Consider the following 22,056-nt stretch of genomic DNA (forward strand, 5'->3'; position numbering starts at 1 on the left):
ACTCAATGGGAGTGCGTCAGTAGCACTCTTGCTTGCCCGTGAGCAGACGCAGGGACAACCCGTTGAGCTTGAAGGTGCCCGCGCTGGTGGCCCATGCGGTCTGCTTGACACCGGTCAGCGTGGCCGAGTCGGCTTCCTGGGCGAAACCGCCCGGGTCCGCGTGCTCGGGGAGGCCCTTCATACCGGGTCCCTTGGACTGGTCCCCGGCGGCGACGCCGATGTTGATGTTGTTGAACTGGGCGTCGGCGTTCAGCTGGTCCAGGTCGATGTAGAGGTTCTTGGCCTCGACCGCGGTTCCGTTGCCGCCCGCCTGTAGCCTCATGGTCACGTTGCCGACCAGCGGCACGGGCATGACCACGGACTGGCACATGTTGGTGATCTTGGCGCTCTTGAACGCCGAGACCGCCACCGGGATGTTCTTTCCGCCGTGCTGGACGTCATAGGCGCCGTACTGCAGGAAGCCCGTGCCGTCGAGCTTGTCGGCGGTGACCTTGAAATCCTGGCCGGAGACGCTGAACGACGCGGCGAGCGCACCCTGTGCCAGGGCGACGCCGATCGCGGCCGTGGCCGCGACACTCGGCACCATGACGACGGCGAACCGCTTCCATCTGGTCCCGCCACGAGTCGGCTCTGACTCCATGACTTTCCTCCTTCTCGGACGTACATCTCCGGTCCGGACTCGGGATCCGAACCTGGGATGGGAGAAGTGCTACGTCCTCGGGAAGGAGAGCGCCGTCATCGGCGGCCGTCGCGTGCAGGCGGACGGCGGGTCCGAAGTACCGGCGATCACCCCCGAGCGACAACCACTGGCCACGCTCTCGCGCAACCTGCTGGACAGGCCCTGCCCATGAGGCAGGGACCCCCCTGTCCTAGGGCGGCGGCGGTCACCGCGCGCCCTGCTCGGTGGGGAATCCTTCACCCTCGCGCCGACCGGCTTGCCGGGCTTGGGGGAACGGACCGAGCGTGGGGCCGATCGTGGTCCATTCGGGGCCGGTACACAAGGCCTTTCATTACTAGCGAGTAACGCCGAGATAACCGCTGTGCGACCGGGCAGCCTACTGTGAACACGCAGGGTGTTCGGAGCGCGGTCGGCAGAGCCCGACATGCGGGGGCATAGCGGGACAGAAAAAGTCGCTTGACTTACTAGAGGTAACGGCAGTCGCCTTTCATCAAGATTTGATAAAGGCGACTGCCGTGCGCGACTTTCCGCCGCGCCGGGTGGCGCGGGGTACCCGGGCGTTGACGCCCGGTCATCGGCCTCCGAGGTCCGGTCAGAAGAGCACGCGGGCAAGCGCGGTGCGCGCCGAGGTCACCCTCGGATCCTCCGCGCCGACGACCTCGAACAGTTCGAGCAGATGGATCCGGGCGCGCTCACGGTCCTCGCCCGCGGTGCGCCTGACGGTGTCGACCAACCGCCCGAAGGCGTCCTCGACATGGCCGCCCACCAGATCGAGGTCGGCCGCGGCGATCTGGGCGTCCACATCGGTGGGGTTGTCGGCCGCCGCCTTGCGGACCGCCTGCGGGTCGGCGCCCTCCACCCGCTGGAGCAGCTCGGCCTGAGCCAGCGCCAGCTTGGCCTCGATGTTGCCCGGGTCGCCGGACAGCACGTTCTTGTACGCCTGGATCGCGCCGCCGAGGTCACCTCGGTCCAGCGCCTCGTGCCCGGCGGCCAGCGCCGGGTCCATCGGCGGCTCCTGCGCGGCGGCGGGGGCGGCGCCCTCGACCGGGATGCCGGTGATGCCGAAGCGCTGCTCGGCCACCGCGATCAACTGGTCGAACACCTCGCGGACCTGCGCTTCCGGGGCCGCGCCCTGGAACAGCGGCATCATCTGGCCGCCGATCACCGCGAAGACCGCGGGGATGCCCTGGACACCGAACTGCTGGAAGAGGAGTTGGTTGGCGTCGACGTCGATCTTGGCGAGCAGGATCCGACCCGCGTAGGACTCGGTGAGCCGTTCGAGCAGGGGGCCGAGCTGCTTGCAGGGCTCGCACCACTCGGCCCAGAAGTCGATGACCACCGGGACCTCGGCGGAGCGCTGGAGCACCTCGCGCTCGAAGGTCGCCTCGGTGACGTCGATCACCAACTGGGAGGGGGCGGCGCCCTGGTCACCGCGGGCGGCCTGCTGTCGGCGGGCCTGCTCCGCCTTCTGCTTGGCCTCACCGGCCGCCTTCACCGCGGCGAGGTCGACCACGCCGCTCATGGACATGTTCCGTGGCTGCATGAGGCCAATCCTCCCCCCTCGCCGGGACAAGCGTGAACAGCCCCCGGATACCCCACCGGAATGCGGGATATCCGTAAAGCGCGCACGCCGCTCACTGTGCCGCGGTACGTGCCGGTACGCACCGCGCGGTGCGCGGATCCCCATCCGCGCGTTGTGGTTGTCGCTCTTTCGCTACGGGTCGTAGCGTAACTGGGCGGCACCCCAGGGCCGCAAGTGCTGGCCGTGACTTTCACGTGATCTCCCTCACTGACTACTTGGCGGTAGGGTCCGATGGGTGACCAGAACCGGACGCCCGCGCAGCGCGGAGGCGGATCTGGCGATCCTGGACGCGACCCGTTCCGCGCTGGTGGAGCTGGGTTGGGGCAAGCTCACGATGGGCGACGTCGCGACGCGCGCCGGGGTCGCCAAGACCACGCTGTACCGACGCTGGGCCAACAAGAACGAGCTGGTGGTCGACGCCGTCGCCGCTCTCTTCGACGAACTCCAACTGCCGGACAGGGGAAGCCTGCTGGCGGATGTCGAGGGCGTCGTGATGGAGTTCGCGGAGCTGCTGGAGCGGCCGGAGACCAAGACGGCGCTGATGGCGGTGATCGCCGAGTCCACGCATGACGACGCGCTGCGGGTGCGGATCCGTGAGGCGATCGTGGACCGGCAGAAGCGCCTGGTCGTACTGGGCCGCCAGCGGGCCCAGGCCCGCGGTGAACTGCCGCCGGACGTGCCGCCCGACGGCTGCGCGGACGACCCGCTCGCCGAACAGGCCGCCGCGCGCAACGCGGACCTGATCTTCGACGTGATCGCGGGGGCGGTCGTGCACCGCATCCTGGTCAGCGGTGAGCGCATCGACTTCGCCTGGGCGCGGATGTTCTCCGCCCTGCTCGTGGGCGGCCTCCCGGCCGCGATGGCGGTCGCGGCGCGGTGACGCCCGCGACGGGCCGACCTGCCGGACATTTGAGGTGGAGCCCCAAATCCCCGGCAGGCGCCGCCTTGACGGCCGTACCGCCTAGAACCGAGCGGGCTCGGTGTAGTTGCCCCACAGGTCGCGCAACGCGCCGCAGATCTCGCCGAGTGTGGCCTCGGCGCGGACCGCGTCCAGCATGGGCGCGATCATGTTGCCGTCCCCGCGCGCCGCGTCCACCATGGCCGCCAGCGTGCTTCGCACCGCCGTCTCGTCCCGTTCCGCCTTGCGGGCCGCCAGCACGCGGACCTGCTCGCGCTCCACCTCGTGGCTGACCCGCAGGATCTCCAGGTCCCCGGTGACCGAACCGGTGTGGCAGTTGACGCCCACCACCCGCTTGTCGCCCTTCTCCAGGGCCTGCTGGTACTGGAAGGCGGAATCGGCGATCTCGCCGGTGAAGTAGCCGTCCTCGATACCGCGCAGGATGCCGGAGGTGATCGGTCCCACCGGGTGCTCCCCGGTCGGCACGGCGCGGGCGCCGAGTTCCCTGATCTTGTCGAAGATCCGTTCCGCGTCGGCCTCGATGCGGTCGGTCAGCGCCTCGACGTACCACGAACCGCCCAGCGGATCCGCCACGTTGGCGACGCCGGTCTCCTCCATCAGCACCTGCTGGGTGCGCAGCGCGATCTCCGCGGCCTGCTCGCTGGGCAGCGCCAGCGTCTCGTCCAGGGCGTTGGTGTGCAGCGAGTTGGTGCCGCCGAGCACGGCGGCGAGCGCCTCCACCGCGGTGCGCACCACGTTGTTGTACGGCTGCTGCGCGGTCAGCGAGACCCCGGCCGTCTGGGTGTGGAACCGCAGCCACTGCGCCTTGTCGGACGTGGCCCCGTACACCTCCCGCATCCAGCGGGCCCAGATCCGGCGCGCGGCGCGGAACTTGGCGATCTCCTCGAAGAAGTCCACGTGCGCGTCGAAGAAGAACGACAGGCCGGGCGCGAACGTGTTCACGTCCAGGCCCCGGGAGAGGCCGAGTTCGACGTAGCCGAAACCGTCGGCCAGGGTGTACGCCAACTCCTGCGCCGCCGTCGCCCCGGCCTCGCGGATGTGGTAGCCGGAGACCGACAGCGGCTTGTACGCGGGGATTCCGGCCGCGCAGTGCTCCATCAGGTCGCCGATCAGCCGCAGGTGCGGCTCGGGCGCGAACAGCCACTCCTTCTGGGCGATGTACTCCTTGAAGATGTCCGTCTGGAGCGTGCCGTTGAGGGTCGCCGGGTCGACCCCCTGGCGCTCGGCGGCCACCAGGTACATGCAGAAGACCGGCACGGCGGGGCCGCTGATGGTCATGGAGGTGGTGACGTCGCCGAGCGGGATGTCCCGGAAGAGGACCTCCATGTCGGCGGCGGAGTCGATGGCCACCCCGCAGTGCCCGACCTCGCCCAGCGAGCGCGGGTCGTCGGAGTCGCGGCCCATCAGGGTCGGCATGTCGAACGCCACGGACAGGCCGCCGCCACCGGCGGCCAGGATCATCTTGTAGCGCTCGTTGGTCTGCTCGGCGTTGCCGAAGCCCGCGAACTGGCGGATGGTCCAGGTGCGGCCTCGGTAGCCGGTGGGATGCAGGCCCCGGGTGAACGGGTACTCACCGGGCCAGCCGATGCGTTCGAACCCGGGCACCACGGCGCCCGGCGGCGGGCCGTACACCGGGTCCACCTGGTCCCCGGACAGCGTGCTGAAGTCGGCCTCGCGCTTCTTGGCCTGGTCGTAGCGGGCCTGCCAGCGACGGCGGCCTTCCGCAATGGCTTCGGCGTCCATGGGTCAAATTTACTTGGACGTCCTACTAATTGTCGATGGTTAAACGCTCCCCGACTCGCAGGGAGCGTCGCTCAGGCCTTGGCCAGCTCCGGAGCCTCCGCGAAAAGCGGCTCCAGCTCACGGGTGATCCGCCGCTCGACGAAGAACGCGGCGGTCGGGATGGTGCCGGCCAGCAGCATCCACAGCAGCTTGCCGAACGGCATCTTCGCCTTGCTGCCCAGGTCGAAGGCGAGCACCAGGTAGAGCACGTAGAGCCAGCCGTGCGCGATGCCGACGACGGTGACGAACGCGGTCGCCCCGTTGACGTCCAGCAGGTACTTGGCGACGCAGCCGATCGTCAGCAGGATCAGAAGGACACCGGTCACATACGCCATCACGCGGTACCGGTTCAGGACACTCCGCTTCATGACAGTCGAGCGTACGCGGCCCCCTGGGCGATCTTTCCGCCAGCCCCGCCGAGCGGCCGCCCGGGCTCAGTCCTCGGTGAAGTCGCCCGAGGCTATCCGCAGCGGCCGCAGCAGCGTGAAGATCTCCGCGCACTGCTGGGCGTCGTACGTGCCGAGCCCGAAGTCCATCGCCATCAGATCGCGGGTGGCCGCCTCCACGACCTCGCGGCCCTTCTCGGTGATGGAGGCGAGCGTGCCGCGTCCGTCGTTGGGGTTGGGCCGCTTGTCGACCAGACCGGATCTGACCAGCCGGTCGACGGTGTTGGTCACCGAGGTGGGGTGCACCATCAACCGCTCGCCGATCTTGGACATGGGCAGTTCCCCGGCCCTGCTGAAGGTCAGTAGTACCAGGGCCTCGTAACGGGCGAAGGTCAGCCCGTAGGGCTTGACGACCGCGTCGACCTGGCCGAGCAGGATCTGCTGGGCGCGCATGATCGAGGTGATGGCGGCCATGGAGGGCACGTCGCCCCAGCGGTGCCGCCACAGTTCGTCGGCGCGCGCGATGGGGTCGAAGGGCAGGCTCAATGGCTTTGACACGCCCAGGAGCCTACCCGGCGGTCACATGCCGGGCGGGCCCGTTCCGCGATCCGGACGGGCGGCTAGCCACCCGCCAGATGCCGCTCGACGGCCGCCACCTTGCCGGTGAGGGCGTCGGTCACGCCCGGCCGGATGTCGGCCTTGAGCACCAGGGAGACACGCGGTGCACGGGCCTCCACGGCGGCGACGGCGCGCCTGACCACGTCCATCACCTCGTCCCACTCGCCCGAACGTGACAAGGCTTGAGTACATGAGAAGCCAGCGGACGCCACGGTTATCACAACTGTCCTATTTGCCCGAACGTGACAAGGCTTGAGTACATGAGAAGCCAGCGGACGCCACGGTTATCACAACTGTCCTATTTGCCCTCGACCGAGGTGAACATCGCGTCGGTACGGTTCGGCAGCCCGGACTCCCGGACCACCCGCACCGCGTCCGCGACGTACTCGCCGACGTCCTCACCGACGCCCAGCGGGGTGACGGAGAAGGCGACGATCACGCGTTGACCACGCCTTCCTTACGCGCCCTGGCGGCGATCACACCGGCCGCCTCCTCCTTCTTGATCATGCGGTCACCGAAGAAGCCGCCGGTCGGGAGGATGGAGAGCAGGAAGAACAGGCCGACCCTGCCGCGCGTCCACTTGGCCTTGCTCCACACATCGGCGAGGAGCACCAGGTAGAGGATGAACAGCACGCCGTGGATCATGCCCAGCGGCATCACCAGGTTGATGCTGGAAACCCGGCTGAGCACGGAGCCGAGGAGCAGCAGCGCGAGGAAGGAGATGGCCTCGGCGATCGAGATGATGCGCAGTCGGCGCAGGGCGGCGGCGGTCTTCACGTCCACGAGGTACCTCGTCTGGAAGCTGGGGCGTTGTCCGGTCGATCTTGTGAACAGTTGCACAAGCTCAGCCATTGTCGCAGTCCGGCACCAGAACTCCCGCAGGGGGTCGACTCTCGGCGGCCCGGGGGACGCTCCCCTCCCGGGAAGAAACGCTCCACCTCCGCCCGGGCCCCGTCGGGCAGGCCCTAGCATCGTGGCGTCAAGCGATCTACGGACCACGGGGGACGACCCGGATGAAGCTCGACTGGAACCGCCGCACCTGCGCCCGGCGCGGACACATCACCTACGCACCGGACGAGGGCGCGCTGCGCGAGCGGCTGCGGGCGGCCACGGGGGCCGGTGAGGCCTGGCGCTGCCTGCGCTGCGGCGACTTCGCGCTGGGCGCGCCGCACGGCTCGGGCCCGGCGGACCGGGCGCCGCAGGTGCCGCGCGGGCGGGCGCTGCGGGACCTGTTCATCCTGCGGCTGCTGGCGTTCGAGCGGGTGGTGCGCGGGGTGTTCATCGTGCTGGCCGCGGCGGCGGTGTGGAAGTTCAGCAACTCCCAGACGGCGGTACGCCAGTTCTTCGAGCAGAACCTGACCGTCTTCCGGCCGGTCGCCCAGCACTTCGGCTACGACGTCGACCACTCCCCCGTGGTCGACACGATCCGCAGGACCTTCGACTACAAGCACTCCACGCTGGTCGTCGTGGCGGCGGCGCTGCTGACCTACGCGCTGATCGAGCTGGTCGAGGGCGTGGGGCTGTGGTTCGCCAAGCGCTGGGCGGAGTACCTGACGGTGGTGGCCACCGCGGCGTTCCTGCCGCTGGAGATCTACGAGTTGAGCGAGAAGGTCAGCGGGCTGAAGATCGCCACTTTGCTGATCAACGTCCTCGCGGTGGTCTACATCGCCGTGGCCAAGCGGTTGTTCGGGCTGCGCGGTGGCGCCAGGGCGTTCGAGGCGGAGCGGCGCGGCGCCTCGCTGCTGGAGGTCGAGCACGCCGCCGGCGCGGAGGCCGGGCCGGGTGCGGCGGGCACGCAGGGCGCGGCGATGGCTTGATCGCAGTGGTCCGGGCCCGCCAGGACGGCTTCGGATTGTGAGGAGTAGCCTGCGGACTGTAATCTCGAACAATTGTCGAAGATCACCTGCCATTACGGTATTTATTCAAATTTCAACTTAATTGGGTAGACTGGACGTTATGGAGACCGAGAACGGCGCCCGCTGGCTCAGCGACGAGGAGCAGCGCACGTGGCGCACCCACCTTGAGGTGTCGCGGCTGCTCACGTACCAGCTCGAACGGGATCTGCAGCCATTCGGCCTGACCTACAACGACTACGAGATCCTGGTGAACCTCTCGGAGGCCGAGGACCACCAGATGCGGATGAGCGATCTGGCCCGCGCCACGCTCCAGTCCAAGAGCCGCCTGTCCCACCAGATCACCCGGATGGAGAACGCGGGGCTGGTGCGGCGGGAGAACTGCGAGTCCGACCGGCGCGGGCTGTTCGCGGTGCTCACCGACTACGGGTGGGAGACGATGAAGCAGGTCGCACCGCATCATGTCGCCGCGGTGCGGGAGCACTTCATCGACCTGCTGTCGCCGCGGGAACTGGAGTCCCTGCAGGCGGCGTTGGAGCCGGTCGCCAAGCATCTGCGCGCCACGCGCGGGCGGGCGTAGGTCCTTTCCCGACTCCCGCCCGCCTGCCGTTGCGCGCGGGCGCGCCGCACAACCGACCGCGCGCAACGGCAGGCACGGGGCCCACGGCGGGCGGGAGAAGGCCTAACCGCCGTTGGTCAGGCCCTCGATCAGTTCGTCAGCCGCCGTGTAGGGGTCCGTCCTCCCGGAGACGATCCGCTCCGCCAGCGCGTCCAGCCGGCGATCTCCGTGGAGATCGCCGATCCGCTGGCGCAGGGCCGTCACCGCGATGTGTTCGACCTCCAGGGCCGCCCGGTGGCGCCGGCGGTCGGCCAGGACGCCCCGCTCCTCCATCCAGGCACGGTGCTTCTCCAGGGCCTCGACCACCTCGTCGATACCCTCTCCCCGGGCCGCGACCGTCTTGACGATGGGCGGGCGCCAGTCGCCCGGGCCGCGGGCCTCGCCCAGGCCCAGCATGTGGTTCAGCTCGCGGGCCGTCGCGTCCGCGCCGTCCCGGTCGGCCTTGTTGACCACGTAGACGTCGCCGATCTCCAGGATCCCGGCCTTGGCCGCCTGGATCCCGTCGCCCATCCCCGGCGCAAGCAGCACCACCGAGGTGTCCGCCTGAGCGGCGATCTCCACCTCGGACTGGCCCACGCCGACCGTCTCCACGAGGATCACCTCGCAGCCCGCCGCGTCCAGCACCCGGATGGCCTGCGGCGCCGCCCAGGCCAGACCGCCGAGGTGGCCGCGGGTCGCCATGGACCGGATGTAGACGCCCGGGTCCGAGGCGTGCTCCGACATCCGCACCCGGTCGCCCAGCAGCGCACCGCCGGAGAACGGCGAGGACGGGTCGACCGCCAGCACGCCGACCCGCTTGCCGCGCTTGCGGTACGCGGTCACCAGTGCCGACGTCGAGGTGGACTTGCCGACGCCCGGCGATCCGGTGAGCCCCACCACGTACGCGCCGCCGGTCAGCGGTGCGAGCGCCGCCATCACCTCGCGCAGTTGCGGTGACGCCCCCTCCACCAGTGAGATCAGCCGCGCCACAGCGCGCGGCCTGCCGGCGCGCGCCTGCTCGACCAGCGTGGGGACGTCCGCCATCGGTGCTCCGTTCCTGGAAGGGACTGGCCGCTTACTTGGCCGGTACGTGGATGATCAGCGCGTCGCCCTGACCACCGCCGCCGCACAGCGCCGCGGCGCCGGTCCCGCCGCCGCGCCGCTTGAGCTCCAGCGCGAGGTGCAGCACCAGCCGGGCACCGGACATCCCGATCGGGTGACCCAGCGCGATGGCGCCGCCGTTGACATTCACCTTTTCGACGGAAACGCCCAGGTCCTTCATTGACTGCACGGCGACCGCCGCGAACGCCTCGTTGATCTCGATCAGATCGAGGTCGTCGACCGTCAGACCGGCCTTGGTCAGCGCCTGGTTGATCGCGTTGGACGGCTGCGACTGCAGCGAGTTGTCCGGGCCCGCCACGTTGCCGTGCGCGCCGATCTCGGCGATCCACTCCAGGCCCAGTTCCTCCGCCTTGGCCTTGCTCATCACCACCACGGCGGCGGCGCCGTCGGAGATCTGCGAGGCAGAACCGGCGGTGATGGTGCCGTCCTTGCGGAACGCCGGGCGCAGCTTGCCCAGTGACTCGGTGGTGGTCTCCGCGCGGATGCCCTCGTCCTGGCTGAAGACCACCGGCTCGCCCTTGCGCTGCGGGATCTCCACCGGAGTTATCTCCGCCTCGAACAGGCCGTTCTTCTGCGCGGCGGCGGCCCGCTGGTGGGACAGCGCGGCGATCTCGTCCTGCTCGGCGCGGCCGATACCCAGCCGGGCGTTGTGCTTCTCGGTGGACTCGCCCATCGGGATGTTCTCCCACGGGTCGGTCAGACCGTCGTACGCCATCGCGTCCAGCATCTCGACGGCGCCGTACTTGTAGCCCTCACGGGACTTGGGCAGCAGGTGCGGCGCGTTGGTCATCGACTCCTGCCCGCCGGCGACCACCACGTCGAACTCGCCGGCGCGGATGAGCTGGTCGGCGAGCGCGATGGCGTCCAGGCCGGAGAGGCAGACCTTGTTGATGGTGAGCGCGGGGACGCTCATCGGGATCCCGGCCTGCACCGCGGCCTGCCGGGCCGGGATCTGGCCCGCGCCGGCCTGCAGCACCTGCCCCATGATCACGTACTCGACCTGGTCGCCGCCGATGCCCGCCCGGTCCAGCGCGGCCTTGATCGCCAGGCCGCCGAGGTCCGATGCGGAGAAGCTGCGAAGGGATCCGAGGAGACGGCCCATGGGCGTCCGCGCACCGGCGACGATCACGGACGTACCTGACTGGCTGGTCATGGCGCTGACCCCTTTGCGGATGGGGAGTTAACGAGGGTTAAGGCCAATGTACTTACGGGTAGCACGCCGGTCACCGGCGATGCGGTGTGATCGCGCGCACGTTGCGTGATCGCGCGTGCGAGCGGTGCACTGGTGGCATGCTGACGCGCATCGACCACATCGGTATCGCCTGCTTCGACCTGGACAAGACCGTCGAGTTCTACCGTGCCACGTACGGCTTCGAGGTGTTCCACACCGAGGTCAACGAGGAGCAGGGCGTCCGCGAGGCCATGTTGAAGATCAACGAGACCTCGGACGGCGGCGCCTCCTACCTCCAGTTGCTGGAGCCGACCCGCGAGGACTCCGCGGTCGGCAAGTGGCTGGCCAAGAACGGTGAGGGCGTCCACCACATCGCCTTCGGCACCGCGGACGTGGACGGCGACGCCGATGACATCCGCCAGAAGGGCGTCCGCGTCCTCTATGATCAGCCGCGCACCGGATCCATGGGCTCCAGGATCACGTTCCTGCACCCCAAGGACTGCCACGGGGTGCTCACCGAGCTGGTGACGGCCGCCGAGGCCACCGCCGACGATCACTGACCGGCCGGGCACCGACCTGGTTCGCTGACCGGGAGGGTCCCGCCCCGGTACTGTGTCCCCCGGGGCTGGGCGCCGGGGGACGGGCCCGGACTGCGGTGAAGATCTGACACCATTCTCCTGAATGGCTATGTTCACCGGAGAGCTCACCCGGTTGGCGGGTGGGCAGTCCAGGAGACGGATGGGACCGCGGAGTGCGGGGCTACGACCGCTACGAGGCTGACGACCACCTCTCGCAGTTCGAGGCCGAGATGGAGCGGCTGAGGACGGAGCGGGACAAGGCCGTCGACCACGCAGACGATCTCGGCTACCAGGTCGAGGTGCTGCGCGCCAAGCTGCACGAGGCGCGGCGTCAGCTTGCCCAGCCGCGGGCCTACGAGAACATCAGCCACCAGGCCGAGCAGCTGCTGCGCAACGCGCAGATCCAGGCCGACCAGCTGCGCGCGGACGCCGAGCGCGAGCTGCGCGAGGCGCGCGCCAACACCCAGCGGATGCTCCAGGAGCAGGCCGAGCGCCAGTCCCAGCTGGAGGCGGAGTGGCACGCCGAGGCGGTCGCCCGGCGCCGCCGCCTGGACGAGGAACTCGCCGAGCGCCGCAGCACCGTAGAGACGCACGTCAACGAAAACGTGGCGTGGGCCGAGCAGTTGCGGGCCCGCACCGAGGCGCAGGCGCGGCGGCTGATGGACGAGTCGCGCGCCGAGGCCGAGGCGGCGCTGTCCACCGCCCGCGCGGAGGCGGCCCGGCTGGCCCAACAGGCCCGTGAACGGCTGGAGTCGGCGGCCACCGAGGCCCGTACGGAGGCCGAGGCGATCCTGCGCCGGGCCCGTACCGACGCCGAGCGGCTGCTGACCGCCGCGGGAACGCAGGCCCAGGAAGCCACCGACCACGCCGAGCAGTTGCGCACCGGGGCCCGTACCGAGGCCGAGGAGGCGCGCCGCGAGGCCGCCCAGCTGAACCAGCGGGCCGAGCAGGCGCTTGCCGAGGCGGATCGGGCGCTGCGCGAGGCACGCACCGAGGCCGAACGGCTGCGCGCCGAGGCCGAGGAGGCGGCGGCCAAGCGGCTGGCCGACGCCGAGTCGGACAACGAGCAGCGCACCCGTACCGCGCGCGCCGAGATCGCCCGACTGGTCGCCGAGGCCACCAAGGAGGCCGAGGCCCTCAAGGCCGAGGCCGAGCAACTCCGCGACGACGCACGGGCGCAGGCCGAGCGCGCGGTCGCCGAGGCGCAGGAGGCGGCCCGTTCCGCGGCGGCCGAGGAGGCCGCCGAACGGCTGGCCAAGGCCGCACGTAGCGCCGAGGAGATCCTGGCCAAGGCGTCCCAGGACGCCGAGACCACCACCAGGTCGGCGGCCGAGGAGGCCGAACGGATCCGGCACGAGGCGAGCACCGAGGCCGAACGGCTGCGCGCCGAGGCCGAGGAGGCCGCCGAGCAGCTCAAGGGCGCGGCCAAGGACGACACCAAGGAATACCGCGCCAAGACCGTCGAGTTGCAGGAGGAGGCCCGCCGACTGCGCGGCGAGGCCGAGCAGTTGCGCGCCGAGGCGGTCGCCGAGGGCGAGCGGATCCGCGGCGAGGCGCGGCGCGAGGCGCTCCAGCAGATCGAGGAGGCGGCCGGTACCGCCGAGGAGCTGCTCACCAAGGCACGTACCGACGCTGACGAGTTGCGTCAGGGCGCGGCCGCCGAATCCGACCGGGTACGCACCGAGGCCACCGAGCGCGCCGCGACGCTGCGCCGCCAGGCCGAGGAGTTGCTGGAGCGGGCCCGCGGCGAGGCCGAGGAGCTGCGCGCCGAGGCCGAGCAGGCGGCCGGTCAGGTCAGGGACGACGCCGAGCAGGCCGCCGCGCGGATGCGCGAGGACGCCGAGGAGGCCGCTCGCCGCCTGCACGAGGAGGCCGCAGAGGAACTCGACCGGCAGCGCGACGAGTTGCGCCGGCGGCTGGCGGCTGCCGAGGAGGCGGTGCGCGCCGCGGCCGACGATGCGGACACGCTGCGCCGCGAGGCAGCAGAGGAGGCCGAGCGGCTGCGGTCCGAGGCCGCCGAACGGGCCAGGGCGTTGACCGCCGAGGCCGAGGAGGAGGCCGAGCGGCTGCGCAACGAGGCGGCGGCGGACGCCTCCCAGGCTCGCGCCGAGGGCGAGGCGGTCGCGGTACGGCTGCGCGGTGAAGCCACCGCGGAGGCCGAGGAGCTTCGGGTCCAGGCGCGCGAGGCGGCCGACCGGCTGCGCGCCGAGGCGGCGGCGGCCGCGGAGCGTGCCGAGGCCGAGGCGGCCGAGGCGCTGGCGGCGGCCCGCGAGGAGGCGGCCAGGCGCCGCCGGGAGGCCGAGGAGCTGCTGGCCGACGCGCGCGCCGAGGCCGAGCAGGAGCGCGGCCAAGCCCGCGAGCAGAGCGAGGAGTTGCTGGCCGCCGCGCGCAAGCGGGTGGAGGACGCGGACGCGGAGGCCGAACGGCTGGTCGCCGAGGCCGAGCAGCGCGCCACGGAGCTGGTGGGGGCGGCCGAGCAGACCGCCCAGCAGGTGCGGGACTCGGTGGCCGGGCTGCACGAGCAGGCCGAGGAGGAGATCGCCGGGCTGCGTTCGGCGGCCGAGCACGCGGCGGAGCGGCTGCGCGAAGAGGCCCGCGAGGACGCCGACCGGATGCACGCGGAGGCCAACGCCGAGCGGGAGCGCGCCGGTTCCGACGCGGTGCGCATCCGACGGGAGGCGAACGAGGAGGCCGAGCACGCCAAGGCGCTGGCCGAGCGGACGGTGGCCGAGGCGCTCGCCGACGCGGAGCGGATCCGCGACGAGGCCCGGGAGGACGCCAACCGCAAGCGCAGCGAAGCCGCCCAGCAGGCCGACGAGTTGGTCTCCGGCGCCGCCACCGAGGCGGAGCGGCTGCACGCCGAGGCCGAGGAGCGGGTGGCACGCGCGGAGCGGGACGCCGAGCGGATCACCATCGAGGCGGAGAAACTGCGTCAGGCGGCCGAGGAGCACGCCGAGCAGACCCGCGCCGAGACCGAGCGGCTGGCGGCCTCGGCGGCCGCCGAGGCCGAGCGCGTCGTCGACGAGGCCCGGGACGACGCCAACCGCAAGCGCAGCGAAGCCGCCCAGCAGGCCGACGAGTTGATCGGCGAGGCGACCACCGAGGCCGAGCGGGTCACCAGCGAGGCGCTGGAGGCGGCGGTACGCACCGCCGCCACCGCGGAGGAGCAGGCGGACGCGATGGTCGGCGCCGCCCGCGCCGAGGCGGAGCGCCTCGTCGCCGAGGCGCGGAGCGAGGCCAACGGCATCGTGGAGCAGTCCCGTGCCGACGCCGACACACTGCTGGCCGAGGCGCGCCGGGACGCCACCTCGATCCGGGAGCGGGCCGACGAGCTGCGCACCCGGGTGGAGGCCGAGGTCGAGGAGCTGCACGAGCGGGCCCGCAAGGAGTCCGCCGAGGCGATGAAGTCGGCGGGCGAGCGGGTCGACAAGCTGGTGGCCGCGGCCACCGAGCAGTTGTCCGAGGCCGAGGAGAAGGCCCGCAAGCTGGTGGCGGACGCCAAGCAGGCGGCCGAGGAGCTGTCGGCGGAGGCGAACTCCGAGGCGAGCAAGGTCCGCATCGCGGCGGTGAAGAAGGCCGAGGGACTGATCAAGGAAGCCGGCCAGAAGAAGACCGAGGCGGAGCGCAACGCCGAACGCACGATCGCCGAGGCGCGGGCCGAGGCGGAGCGTATCGTCGACGAGGGTCGTCGTGAACTCGATGTCCTCAAGCGCCGCCGCGAGGACATCAACGCGGAAATCTCCCGAGTTCAGGATGTGTTGGAGGCGCTGGAGTCGTTCGAGGGAACGTCGTCCTCAGGAGGCAAGAAGTCGGGTGACCGCAGGGACGGACCCAGCGTGGTGAAGGCAGGCGCTGGCGCCGGAGTCACTCGTTCGAGTGGCAAGCGCTCCGATGACCCGCCACTCGATTGAGCGCACATTTTCCAGATCCCTAGCGCAATGACTCGATGACACGCCGTTTCCACCCCTAGGATTCCCTCCATCACCTCACCCGGCCTGAATTGACAGGAACCCCATGAGCGACACTTCCTCCCCCTTCGGCTTCGAGCTCGTGCGGCGTGGTTACGACCGCGGACAGGTGGACGACCGCATCACGAAGCTCGTCGCCGACCGAGACAGTGCACTGGCCCGGATCAGCGCGCTGGAGAAGCGCATCGAGGAGTTGCACCTCGAAACCCAGAACGCGCAGGCCCAGATCAATGACGCGGAACCGTCGTACGCCGGTCTCGGCGCTCGCGTAGAGAAGATCCTCCGGCTCGCCGAGGAGGAGGCCAAGGACCTGCGCGAGGAGGCCCGCCGCGCCGCCGAGCAGCACCGGGAGTTGGCGGAGGGGGCCGCCAACCAGGTGCGTTCGGATGCCGAGGCGTACGCGGCCGAGCGCAAGCAGAAGGCCGAGGACGAGGGGTCGCGGATCGTCGACAAGGCCAAGTCGGACGCGAACCAGCTGCGAGCCGAGGCGAACAAGGACGCGCAGAACAAGCGCGAGGAGGCGGACGCCCTCTTCGAGGAGACCCGCGCCAAGGCGGCGCAGGCCGCCGCGGACTTCGAGACGAACCTCGCCAAGCGGCGTGAGCAGTCGGAGCGGGACCTGGCCTCGCGTCAGGCGAAGGCGGAGAAGCGTCTCGCCGAGATCGAGCACCGTGCGGAGCAGCTGCGTCTGGAGGCGGAGAAGCTGCGCACCGACGCCGAGCGCCGGGCCCGGCAGACGGTGGAGACCGCCCAGCGGCAGGCGGAGGACATCGTGGCCGACGCCAATGCCAAGGCGGACCGTATCCGCAGCGAATCCGAGCGCGAGCTGGCGGCGCTGACGAACCGTCGCGACAGCATCAACGCCCAGCTGACCAACGTCCGCGAGATGCTCGCCACCCTGACGGGCGCGGCGGTGGCCGCCGCCGCCACCCCCGACGACGAGCCCATCTCCCGCGGCGTCCCCGCCCAGCAGTCCCGCTAGGCGCTAGGCCCGGCCCAAGAAACCCCCGCCTACGGCGGGGGTTTCTTCATGTGGCTGAGGTTTCTTCCTTCTCTTCCCGGGGGCTGCGCCCCCGGACCCCCTCTTCCGGGGCTACGCCCCTGGCCCCCGCTGGGGCGCGGCCCCGGCGAGCTTGCGAGACCCAGGGCGGAGCCCCGAGGGCTGGGGCCGGGGGCGCAGTCCCGAGGGGTGGGCGGGTGGGAAGGTAGAGGGACAGGCCGGGCGGAAAAGGGTGCGTGGTGGGCACAGCGCCCGTAGCGTGTTGGCATGATCGAGCTCCGGGCCCTCACTAAACACTTCGGTGAGAAGGTGGCCGTGGACCACCTGACCTTCACCGTGCGGCCGGGCATCGTCACCGGCTTCCTGGGCCCCAACGGCGCGGGCAAGTCCACCACCATGCGGATGATGCTGGGCCTGGACCGCCCCACTGCGGGCGACGTACGCATCGACGGCAAGCACTACGCCGACCTGCACGACCCCCTGACGAACATCGGCGCCCTGCTGGAGGCCAAGGCCTGGCACCCGGGCCGCAGCGCGTACCACCACCTGCTCTGCCTGGCGCAGTCCAACCGCATCCCGGCCCAGCGGGTCCACGAGGTGCTGGACACCGTCGGCCTGACCTCGGTCGCGAAGAAGCGCACCAAGGGCTTCTCGCTCGGCATGGGCCAGCGCCTCGGCATCGCCGCCGCCCTGCTCGGCGACCCGCGGGTGCTGCTGTTCGACGAACCGGTCAACGGCCTGGACCCCGAGGGCATCCACTGGATCCGCAACCTGATGAAGGGTCTGGCGGCCCAGGGCCGCACCGTCTTCGTCTCCAGCCATCTGATGAGCGAGATGGCACTCACCGCCGACCACCTGGTGGTCATCGGACAGGGCCGCCTGCTCGCCGACACCTCGATGGCGGAGTTCATCGCGCGCAACTCGCGTGCGTTCGTACGCATCCGCACCCCGCAGCCGGAGGCGCTGCGGGACGCGCTGCACACCGCTGGAATCAACGCGGTGGCCTCCGCCGACGGGACGTTCGAGGTCTGCGACGCGCAGGCGGCGCAACTCGGCGAGCTGGCCGCCGAGCACCGGATCGTGCTGCACGAACTGTCACCGCAGCGGGCCTCGCTGGAGGAGGCGTTCATGCGGCTGACCGCGGAAACGGTGGAATACCACGCACACGACGGCGAGCCGCCGCCGGAGCAGGACCGGCCCGCCTGGGGCGAGGGCTGGCGACAGGGCAGGGGAGCGTGACCATGGCGGCGACGGCGGCGGTCCTGAGGTCGGAGTGGACCAAGATCCGGTCAGTACGGTCCACGGTGTGGACGCTCTCGCTGGCGGCGGTCATCACGGTGGGGCTCGGCCTGCTGATCTCGCTGCTGGTCAACAACGAGTTCGGCAAGATGCCCCTCACCGAGCGACTGACCTTCGATCCCACCTACACCAGCTTCGCGGGCATGGGCATCGGGCAGCTGCTGATGATCGTCTTCGGGGTGCTGGTGGTCTCCAACGAGTACTCCACGGGCATGATCCGCAGCTCGCTGGCGGCGGTACCGCAACGGGGCAGGTTCCTGTTCGGCAAGATCACCGTCGCCACGGCGCTGGCCCTGGTGGTCGGCGAGGTGACCTCGTTCGTCTCCTTCTTCGTCGGCCAGTCGGTACTGGGCGGCCACCGCACCCAGATCGGCAGCCCCGGTGTGCTGCGCGCGGTGGTCGGCGGCGGGCTGTACATGACGCTGATGGCGGTGTTCGCGATGGGCTGTGCGGCGATGCTGCGCAGCCCGCTGCTGTCGCTGTCGATCCTGATGCCGTTCTTCTTCCTGATCTCCAACATCCTCGGCGGGGTCAGCGCCACCAAGAAGATCGCCCGCTATCTGCCCGACCAGGCGGGCCAGAAGATCATGATGGTGGTCACCCGCAACGACGGCCGCCCGTACGGTCCTTGGTTGGGCCTGCTGATCATGGCGGCCTGGGTGGCCGCCGCGCTGGTCGGCGGGTACGCGCTGCTGAAGAAGCGGGACGCCTGAGCGCGACGCCCGCGCGGTACCCTCGCGGTGTGGTGACACGACCGCGGCCGCGCAGCCTGGAGGCGCTGGGGCTGGACGCCATCGCCGCCCAACAGCCGCTCGGCTACCCGGGCGGCCAGGTGTCGGAACCCGGACTGCTGCACCGCGACGAACTGCTGCCGCTGCGCCCGCTGCCCGGGCCCCTCGGCAGGTGGCACGTCGACACCCCGGGGCGCCGACTGGACGACCTGCTCGCCGAGTTGGAGCTGGCACCGGTCGCCGAGCGCGTCCCGGTCATGGCGGTCGGCTCCAACGGCTCCCCCGGCCAGGTGCGGCACAAGCTCACCTCGGTCGGGCTCACCGCGACCGTCCCCATGGTCCCGGTCCGCGTCACCGGTATCGCGGTCGGCGTCTCCGCGCACGTCAGCGTGCACGGGTACGTGAGCGCCTCGCCGTACCCGGACATCTCGCGGGAGTCGACACTGGTCACCTCCTGGCTCGACACCGATCAACTGAGCGCGATCGACGCCTCGGAAGCCCTCAACTTCCGCCGTATCAAGGTCACTTGTGACCGCTTCCCCCTGCGGCTGCCGAACGGCGCCAAGCTGCCGGTCGCCTACCTGTACGCCAACGTCCACGGTGTGCTGTCCCTGGACGGCCGCAGCCCCCGCCCCACCGCGGACCAGCACACCCTCCTGAGCGAACTGCTCGCCGCCTCACCCCGGTTGCGCGAGCTCCTCGGCCCCGACCCGCGCAGCTGGGTGGAACGGGTGTCCGCCGACCCCACCACCCCCGCCGAGGCCACCCGCCTCTTCAAGGCCCACGGCTGGGCCCTCCCCCAGCCCGAGCTCCTCTCCCACCAGGTCCCCTTCGCGAGACCAGCCGACCCCCGGTAGCCGCCGGTCAGTGGCGCGGCGCGTTCCGTGATCGAAGGAGCTTCGCACCGCGCCGGTCCCGAGCGTCCCAGCAGCCCCGATGCCAGTGCCGCCGGTCGTCCACTCCCCCGTACTCCGGCCAGGCCACGACATGGCCGACGCCGGGCGGGATCTCCTGGTCGCAGCCGGGGCAGCGGTACGTCTTGCCGCCGCTGCCCGCCACCGGCCGCATCACCCACTCCTCGCCGCGCCAGGTCTCCACGCGCTCAAGGCCGTGCCGGTCCCCCTCGGGCCGCGGTTCGAACTTGTCGGCCCGGTACGGGCGGTTGCGGCGCGGCGACACGGGACACCTCACGGACGGGCGGCTTGCCAAGGGTCACCTCCAGCGTACGCGGCGCCGTCGCCCTCGGGTAACCGCCGCATTCCCGGGTAGACGCCTGTCCGACAATCACGCAGTCACGAAATAGCGGCGCCAGCCCGTGCCTTCGGCACGTGTCGCGCGTTATTGCCATTGGGGAGCCTCGCCGGGCGAGGAGAGGTGAATCAACAATGCGCGTAGGGGTATTCGCGCTCTCGGCCCAGTTCCCGGGTCAGGGCCACACCGAGGCGCTGCACCGTACGCTGCGCACCGCGGATGCCGCCGAGTCCGCCGGGCTCGACGCCGTATGGCTGGCCGAGCACCATTTCATGCCGTACGGGGTGTGCCCGCAGGGCGCCACGCTGGCCGCGATGCTGCTCGGCCGCACCCGGCGGATCGGCATCGGCACCGCGGTCAGCGTGCTGCCCACCGCCCATCCGGTCACCCTCGGCGAGCAGGCCGCGCTGCTGCATCTGACCTCCGGCGGGCGCTTCACGCTGGGCGTCGGCCGCGGCGGCCCCTGGCAGGACCTGGAGGTCTTCGGCACCGGCCTGGCCGCCTACGAGGAGGGCTTCCCCGAGGCGCTCGACCTGCTGCTGCGCTGGCTGCGCGAACCACGGGTCAGCGCGGACGGGCCGCGCTACCGGTTCCGCGAGGTCCCGGTCGTACCCCGCGCCGACGAGCTGGAGGAGTCGTCAGGGCCGCCGGTGGTGCTCGCCTGCACCTCAGCCGCGAGCGTACGGCTCGCGGCGCAACGCGGTCTGCCGATGCTGCTCGGCATGCACTGCGGGGACGAGGAGAAGGCGGAGATGACCGCGCTGTGGCGCAACACCGCGCTGGCACTGGGACGTTCACCCGAAGAGGTGGCCCGGGTAGCGCATGTCTCCGCCGGGCTGGTGCAGTTGGCGGACACCGAGCGGGACGCCGTGGAGATCCTGACCAAGGCGATGCCGGAGTGGCTACGCCAGGGGCTCGCCGCGCATGTGACGGTGGACGGCCGGGCACGGCGGATGCGGGACGTGGAGGAGTACACGGAGTTGCTGTGCCGACTGCACCCGGTGGGCACCCCCCGGCTGTGCGCCGACCGGCTCGCCGCGACCGCGGAGCGCACCGGGATCAGCCGCTTCGCGCTGCTCGCCGAGGGCTCCGGCGATCTGACCGGTACTGAACTGAACGTGGCGCGACTGGGCAGCGAAGTACTCCCGCTGCTGACGTAGCAGCGGGAGACTCAAGGCGGCGCTGTACGGGCTCAGCAGTCCCTCAACTCGGGGGACTGGTTGAGCAGTTGGGCCCGCACCGAGGTGAAGCGGGCGTACGTGGGGTCGGCGGAGGAGTCGAGCGGGAAGACGGCGACCCGATGGCAGTTCTGGAATGCGAGACGGACCCCGAAGTGCCGCTGCAAAGCGCCGCGCATGGCGTCACTGGCAAGCGCGCGCAACAGCTGGCCGCGCGCCTGCTCGTCCGGCGGCGGAACCACGTTGTCGGCGAAGTCGCCGCCGTCAACCTTCAGTTGGGCCACCAGTGAGCTGATCAGCTCCCATGCGTACGGCAGGGAGGTCCGGACGCAGTCGACGAATTCCGCTTCGTCGACCTCGCCTCGCTCGGCCTGTTCGAGGAGGGCCGGTGAGACGTCGAGCGACATGGGTTCTCCTCTCGCGACCCCGCGCGGCGCACGGGGCCTAACGGATGTCGGAGGGAAGCCACCGAAATATCTCCCGCACGGCGGACTCCCGCTACCCACGGTAGGTGGATCGGTACTGCCGCACCAGAAGCTTGCGCCCACAACCAGCCAACGTCGGGTGCCCGCCCTGTCCCCGAATGCGCATCCTGTCGCCGGCCCGTTCCAGGTCCCGGACGACCAAGATCAGAATGCGCGGCGGGGGCAGGTTCGAGTAGCGTTGCGGACCGTGCGTCTCGTCATTGCTCGTTGCTCCGTGGACTACGCGGGTCGGCTCACCGCCCACCTGCCGTCGGCGCCGCGACTTCTGCTGATAAAAGCCGATGGCAGTGTGTCGATCCATGCGGACGACCGCGCCTACAAACCCCTCAACTGGATGTCGCCGCCGTGCACCCTCAAGGAGGGGGACGGCGTGTGGACCGTGGTCAACAAGGCGGGGGAGAAGCTCATCATCACCTTGGAGGAGGTGCTGCACGACTCCTCCCACGAGCTGGGTGTGGACCCGGGTCTGATCAAGGACGGTGTGGAGGCGCACCTCCAGGAACTCCTCGCCGACCGCATCGAGACCCTCGGTGAGGGCTGGACGCTCATTCGACGCGAATACCCCACGGCCATCGGCCCGGTAGACATCCTGTGCCGGGACGCCGACGGCGGTACGGTCGCGGTGGAGATCAAGCGGCGTGGCGAGATCGATGGTGTGGAACAGCTCACGCGCTATCTGGAACTGCTCAACCGCGACCCGCACCTGGCCCCGGTGAAGGGCGTCTTCGCCGCCCAGGAGATCAAGCCGCAGGCCCGCGTACTGGCCACGGATCGTGGCATTTCCTGCGCGGTCCTGGACTACGACGGCCTGCGCGGCATCGAAGACGACAAGCTGCGGCTTTTCTAGGGCTTCGGG

The 22,056-nt window shown here is 70.7% G+C and carries 21 protein-coding genes and 1 pseudogene; 11 read left to right on the top strand and 11 right to left on the bottom strand.

The genetic code is table 11. From position 1 onward, the window contains the following. Window positions 1-16: 16 nt before the first annotated feature. A complete protein-coding gene (locus P3G67_RS08900) occupies window positions 17-640 on the bottom strand; it encodes a DUF6230 family protein (RefSeq protein ID WP_276092948.1) in 624 nt (207 codons plus the stop codon). 631 nt (window positions 641-1,271) lie between these two features. After that, a complete protein-coding gene (locus P3G67_RS08905) occupies window positions 1,272-2,222 on the bottom strand; it encodes a tetratricopeptide repeat protein (protein ID WP_276092949.1) in 951 nt (316 codons plus the stop codon). A gap of 274 nt (window positions 2,223-2,496) precedes the next feature. Here P3G67_RS08905 and P3G67_RS08910 point away from each other — a divergent pair, with 274 nt between their 5' ends. Further along, on the top strand, window positions 2,497-3,141 hold the full coding sequence (locus tag P3G67_RS08910) for a TetR/AcrR family transcriptional regulator (RefSeq protein WP_276092950.1): 645 nt from the start codon (window positions 2,497-2,499) through the stop codon (window positions 3,139-3,141). A gap of 81 nt (window positions 3,142-3,222) precedes the next feature. Here the strand turns inward: P3G67_RS08910 and P3G67_RS08915 are convergent, their stop codons facing one another. The 5 genes and pseudogenes from P3G67_RS08915 to P3G67_RS08940 form a co-directional block, all read right to left on the bottom strand. Beyond that, window positions 3,223-4,923 carry an acyl-CoA mutase large subunit family protein gene (locus tag P3G67_RS08915; RefSeq protein ID WP_276092951.1) on the bottom strand — a complete coding sequence of 567 codons (1,701 nt, stop codon included), beginning with the start codon at window positions 4,921-4,923 and terminating at the stop codon, window positions 3,223-3,225. 71 nt (window positions 4,924-4,994) lie between these two features. Beyond that, window positions 4,995-5,330 (bottom strand): DUF3817 domain-containing protein, encoded by a 336-nt coding sequence (locus P3G67_RS08920; protein WP_276092952.1) that lies wholly within the window; start codon window positions 5,328-5,330, stop codon window positions 4,995-4,997. Between the two features lie 66 nt (window positions 5,331-5,396). After that, window positions 5,397-5,906: a MarR family winged helix-turn-helix transcriptional regulator gene (locus P3G67_RS08925; protein ID WP_269853168.1), complete on the bottom strand. Its 510-nt coding sequence runs from the start codon at window positions 5,904-5,906 to the stop codon at window positions 5,397-5,399. 62 nt (window positions 5,907-5,968) lie between these two features. Next, a pseudogene (locus P3G67_RS36000) lies at window positions 5,969-6,405 on the bottom strand (thiamine-binding protein). After that, window positions 6,402-6,749 carry a DUF3817 domain-containing protein gene (locus P3G67_RS08940; protein ID WP_269853170.1) on the bottom strand — a complete coding sequence of 116 codons (348 nt, stop codon included), beginning with the start codon at window positions 6,747-6,749 and terminating at the stop codon, window positions 6,402-6,404. The pseudogene P3G67_RS36000 and the gene P3G67_RS08940 overlap by 4 nt, the downstream one beginning before the upstream one ends. Window positions 6,750-6,979: 230 nt before the next feature. On the opposite strand from P3G67_RS08940, the gene P3G67_RS08945 reads away from it, so the two are divergent. Both P3G67_RS08945 and P3G67_RS08950 read left to right on the top strand, forming a co-directional pair. Then, complete coding sequence (locus P3G67_RS08945; protein ID WP_276092953.1) at window positions 6,980-7,783, top strand: DUF2127 domain-containing protein; 804 nt, start codon at window positions 6,980-6,982, stop codon at window positions 7,781-7,783. Between the two features lie 139 nt (window positions 7,784-7,922). Then, window positions 7,923-8,399 carry a MarR family winged helix-turn-helix transcriptional regulator gene (locus P3G67_RS08950; protein WP_276092954.1) on the top strand — a complete coding sequence of 159 codons (477 nt, stop codon included), beginning with the start codon at window positions 7,923-7,925 and terminating at the stop codon, window positions 8,397-8,399. Between the two features lie 102 nt (window positions 8,400-8,501). Here the strand turns inward: P3G67_RS08950 and meaB are convergent, their stop codons facing one another. Beyond that, window positions 8,502-9,461 carry a methylmalonyl Co-A mutase-associated GTPase MeaB gene (gene meaB / locus P3G67_RS08955; RefSeq protein ID WP_276092955.1) on the bottom strand — a complete coding sequence of 320 codons (960 nt, stop codon included), beginning with the start codon at window positions 9,459-9,461 and terminating at the stop codon, window positions 8,502-8,504. Window positions 9,462-9,492: 31 nt separating this feature from the next. Next, a complete protein-coding gene (locus tag P3G67_RS08960) occupies window positions 9,493-10,668 on the bottom strand; it encodes an acetyl-CoA C-acetyltransferase (RefSeq protein ID WP_269853873.1) in 1,176 nt (391 codons plus the stop codon). 161 nt (window positions 10,669-10,829) lie between these two features. Here P3G67_RS08960 and mce point away from each other — a divergent pair, with 161 nt between their 5' ends. From mce to P3G67_RS08990, 6 genes are all read left to right on the top strand, one after another. Further along, complete coding sequence (gene mce / locus P3G67_RS08965; protein WP_276092956.1) at window positions 10,830-11,270, top strand: methylmalonyl-CoA epimerase; 441 nt, start codon at window positions 10,830-10,832, stop codon at window positions 11,268-11,270. A 191-nt stretch (window positions 11,271-11,461) separates the two neighbouring features. Beyond that, window positions 11,462-15,199: a polarized growth protein Scy gene (gene scy, locus P3G67_RS08970; RefSeq protein ID WP_276093072.1), complete on the top strand. Its 3,738-nt coding sequence runs from the start codon at window positions 11,462-11,464 to the stop codon at window positions 15,197-15,199. Between the two features lie 103 nt (window positions 15,200-15,302). Continuing rightward, the gene (locus tag P3G67_RS08975; RefSeq protein WP_269853175.1) at window positions 15,303-16,238 is read left to right on the top strand and encodes a cellulose-binding protein; all 936 of its coding nucleotides are present in this window, start codon (window positions 15,303-15,305) and stop codon (window positions 16,236-16,238) included. Window positions 16,239-16,523: 285 nt separating this feature from the next. Next, window positions 16,524-17,495, top strand: coding sequence for an ABC transporter ATP-binding protein (locus P3G67_RS08980; protein WP_276092957.1), 972 nt, complete (start codon window positions 16,524-16,526; stop codon window positions 17,493-17,495). A gap of 2 nt (window positions 17,496-17,497) precedes the next feature. After that, window positions 17,498-18,268 (top strand): ABC transporter permease, encoded by a 771-nt coding sequence (locus P3G67_RS08985; RefSeq protein ID WP_276092958.1) that lies wholly within the window; start codon window positions 17,498-17,500, stop codon window positions 18,266-18,268. Between the two features lie 29 nt (window positions 18,269-18,297). Then, a complete protein-coding gene (locus P3G67_RS08990; RefSeq protein ID WP_276092959.1) occupies window positions 18,298-19,143 on the top strand; it encodes a hypothetical protein in 846 nt (281 codons plus the stop codon). Between the two features lie 7 nt (window positions 19,144-19,150). Here the strand turns inward: P3G67_RS08990 and P3G67_RS08995 are convergent, their stop codons facing one another. Beyond that, window positions 19,151-19,465, bottom strand: coding sequence for an ATP/GTP-binding protein (locus P3G67_RS08995; RefSeq protein ID WP_269853179.1), 315 nt, complete (start codon window positions 19,463-19,465; stop codon window positions 19,151-19,153). 206 nt (window positions 19,466-19,671) lie between these two features. On the opposite strand from P3G67_RS08995, the gene P3G67_RS09000 reads away from it, so the two are divergent. Next, window positions 19,672-20,697 carry an LLM class flavin-dependent oxidoreductase gene (locus tag P3G67_RS09000; RefSeq protein WP_276092960.1) on the top strand — a complete coding sequence of 342 codons (1,026 nt, stop codon included), beginning with the start codon at window positions 19,672-19,674 and terminating at the stop codon, window positions 20,695-20,697. Window positions 20,698-20,729: 32 nt separating this feature from the next. On the opposite strand, the gene P3G67_RS09005 is transcribed toward P3G67_RS09000, so the two are convergent. Next, a complete protein-coding gene (locus P3G67_RS09005; RefSeq protein WP_276092961.1) occupies window positions 20,730-21,122 on the bottom strand; it encodes an SCO5389 family protein in 393 nt (130 codons plus the stop codon). A gap of 265 nt (window positions 21,123-21,387) precedes the next feature. On the opposite strand from P3G67_RS09005, the gene nucS reads away from it, so the two are divergent. After that, complete coding sequence (gene nucS / locus P3G67_RS09010; RefSeq protein ID WP_269853182.1) at window positions 21,388-22,047, top strand: endonuclease NucS; 660 nt, start codon at window positions 21,388-21,390, stop codon at window positions 22,045-22,047. The last annotated feature ends 9 nt before the right edge of the window (window positions 22,048-22,056 follow it).

Origin of the sequence: Streptomyces silvisoli, from assembly GCF_029269905.1 — a bacterium.
Taxonomy (GTDB): Bacteria; Actinomycetota; Actinomycetes; order Streptomycetales; family Streptomycetaceae; genus Streptantibioticus_A; species Streptantibioticus_A silvisoli_A.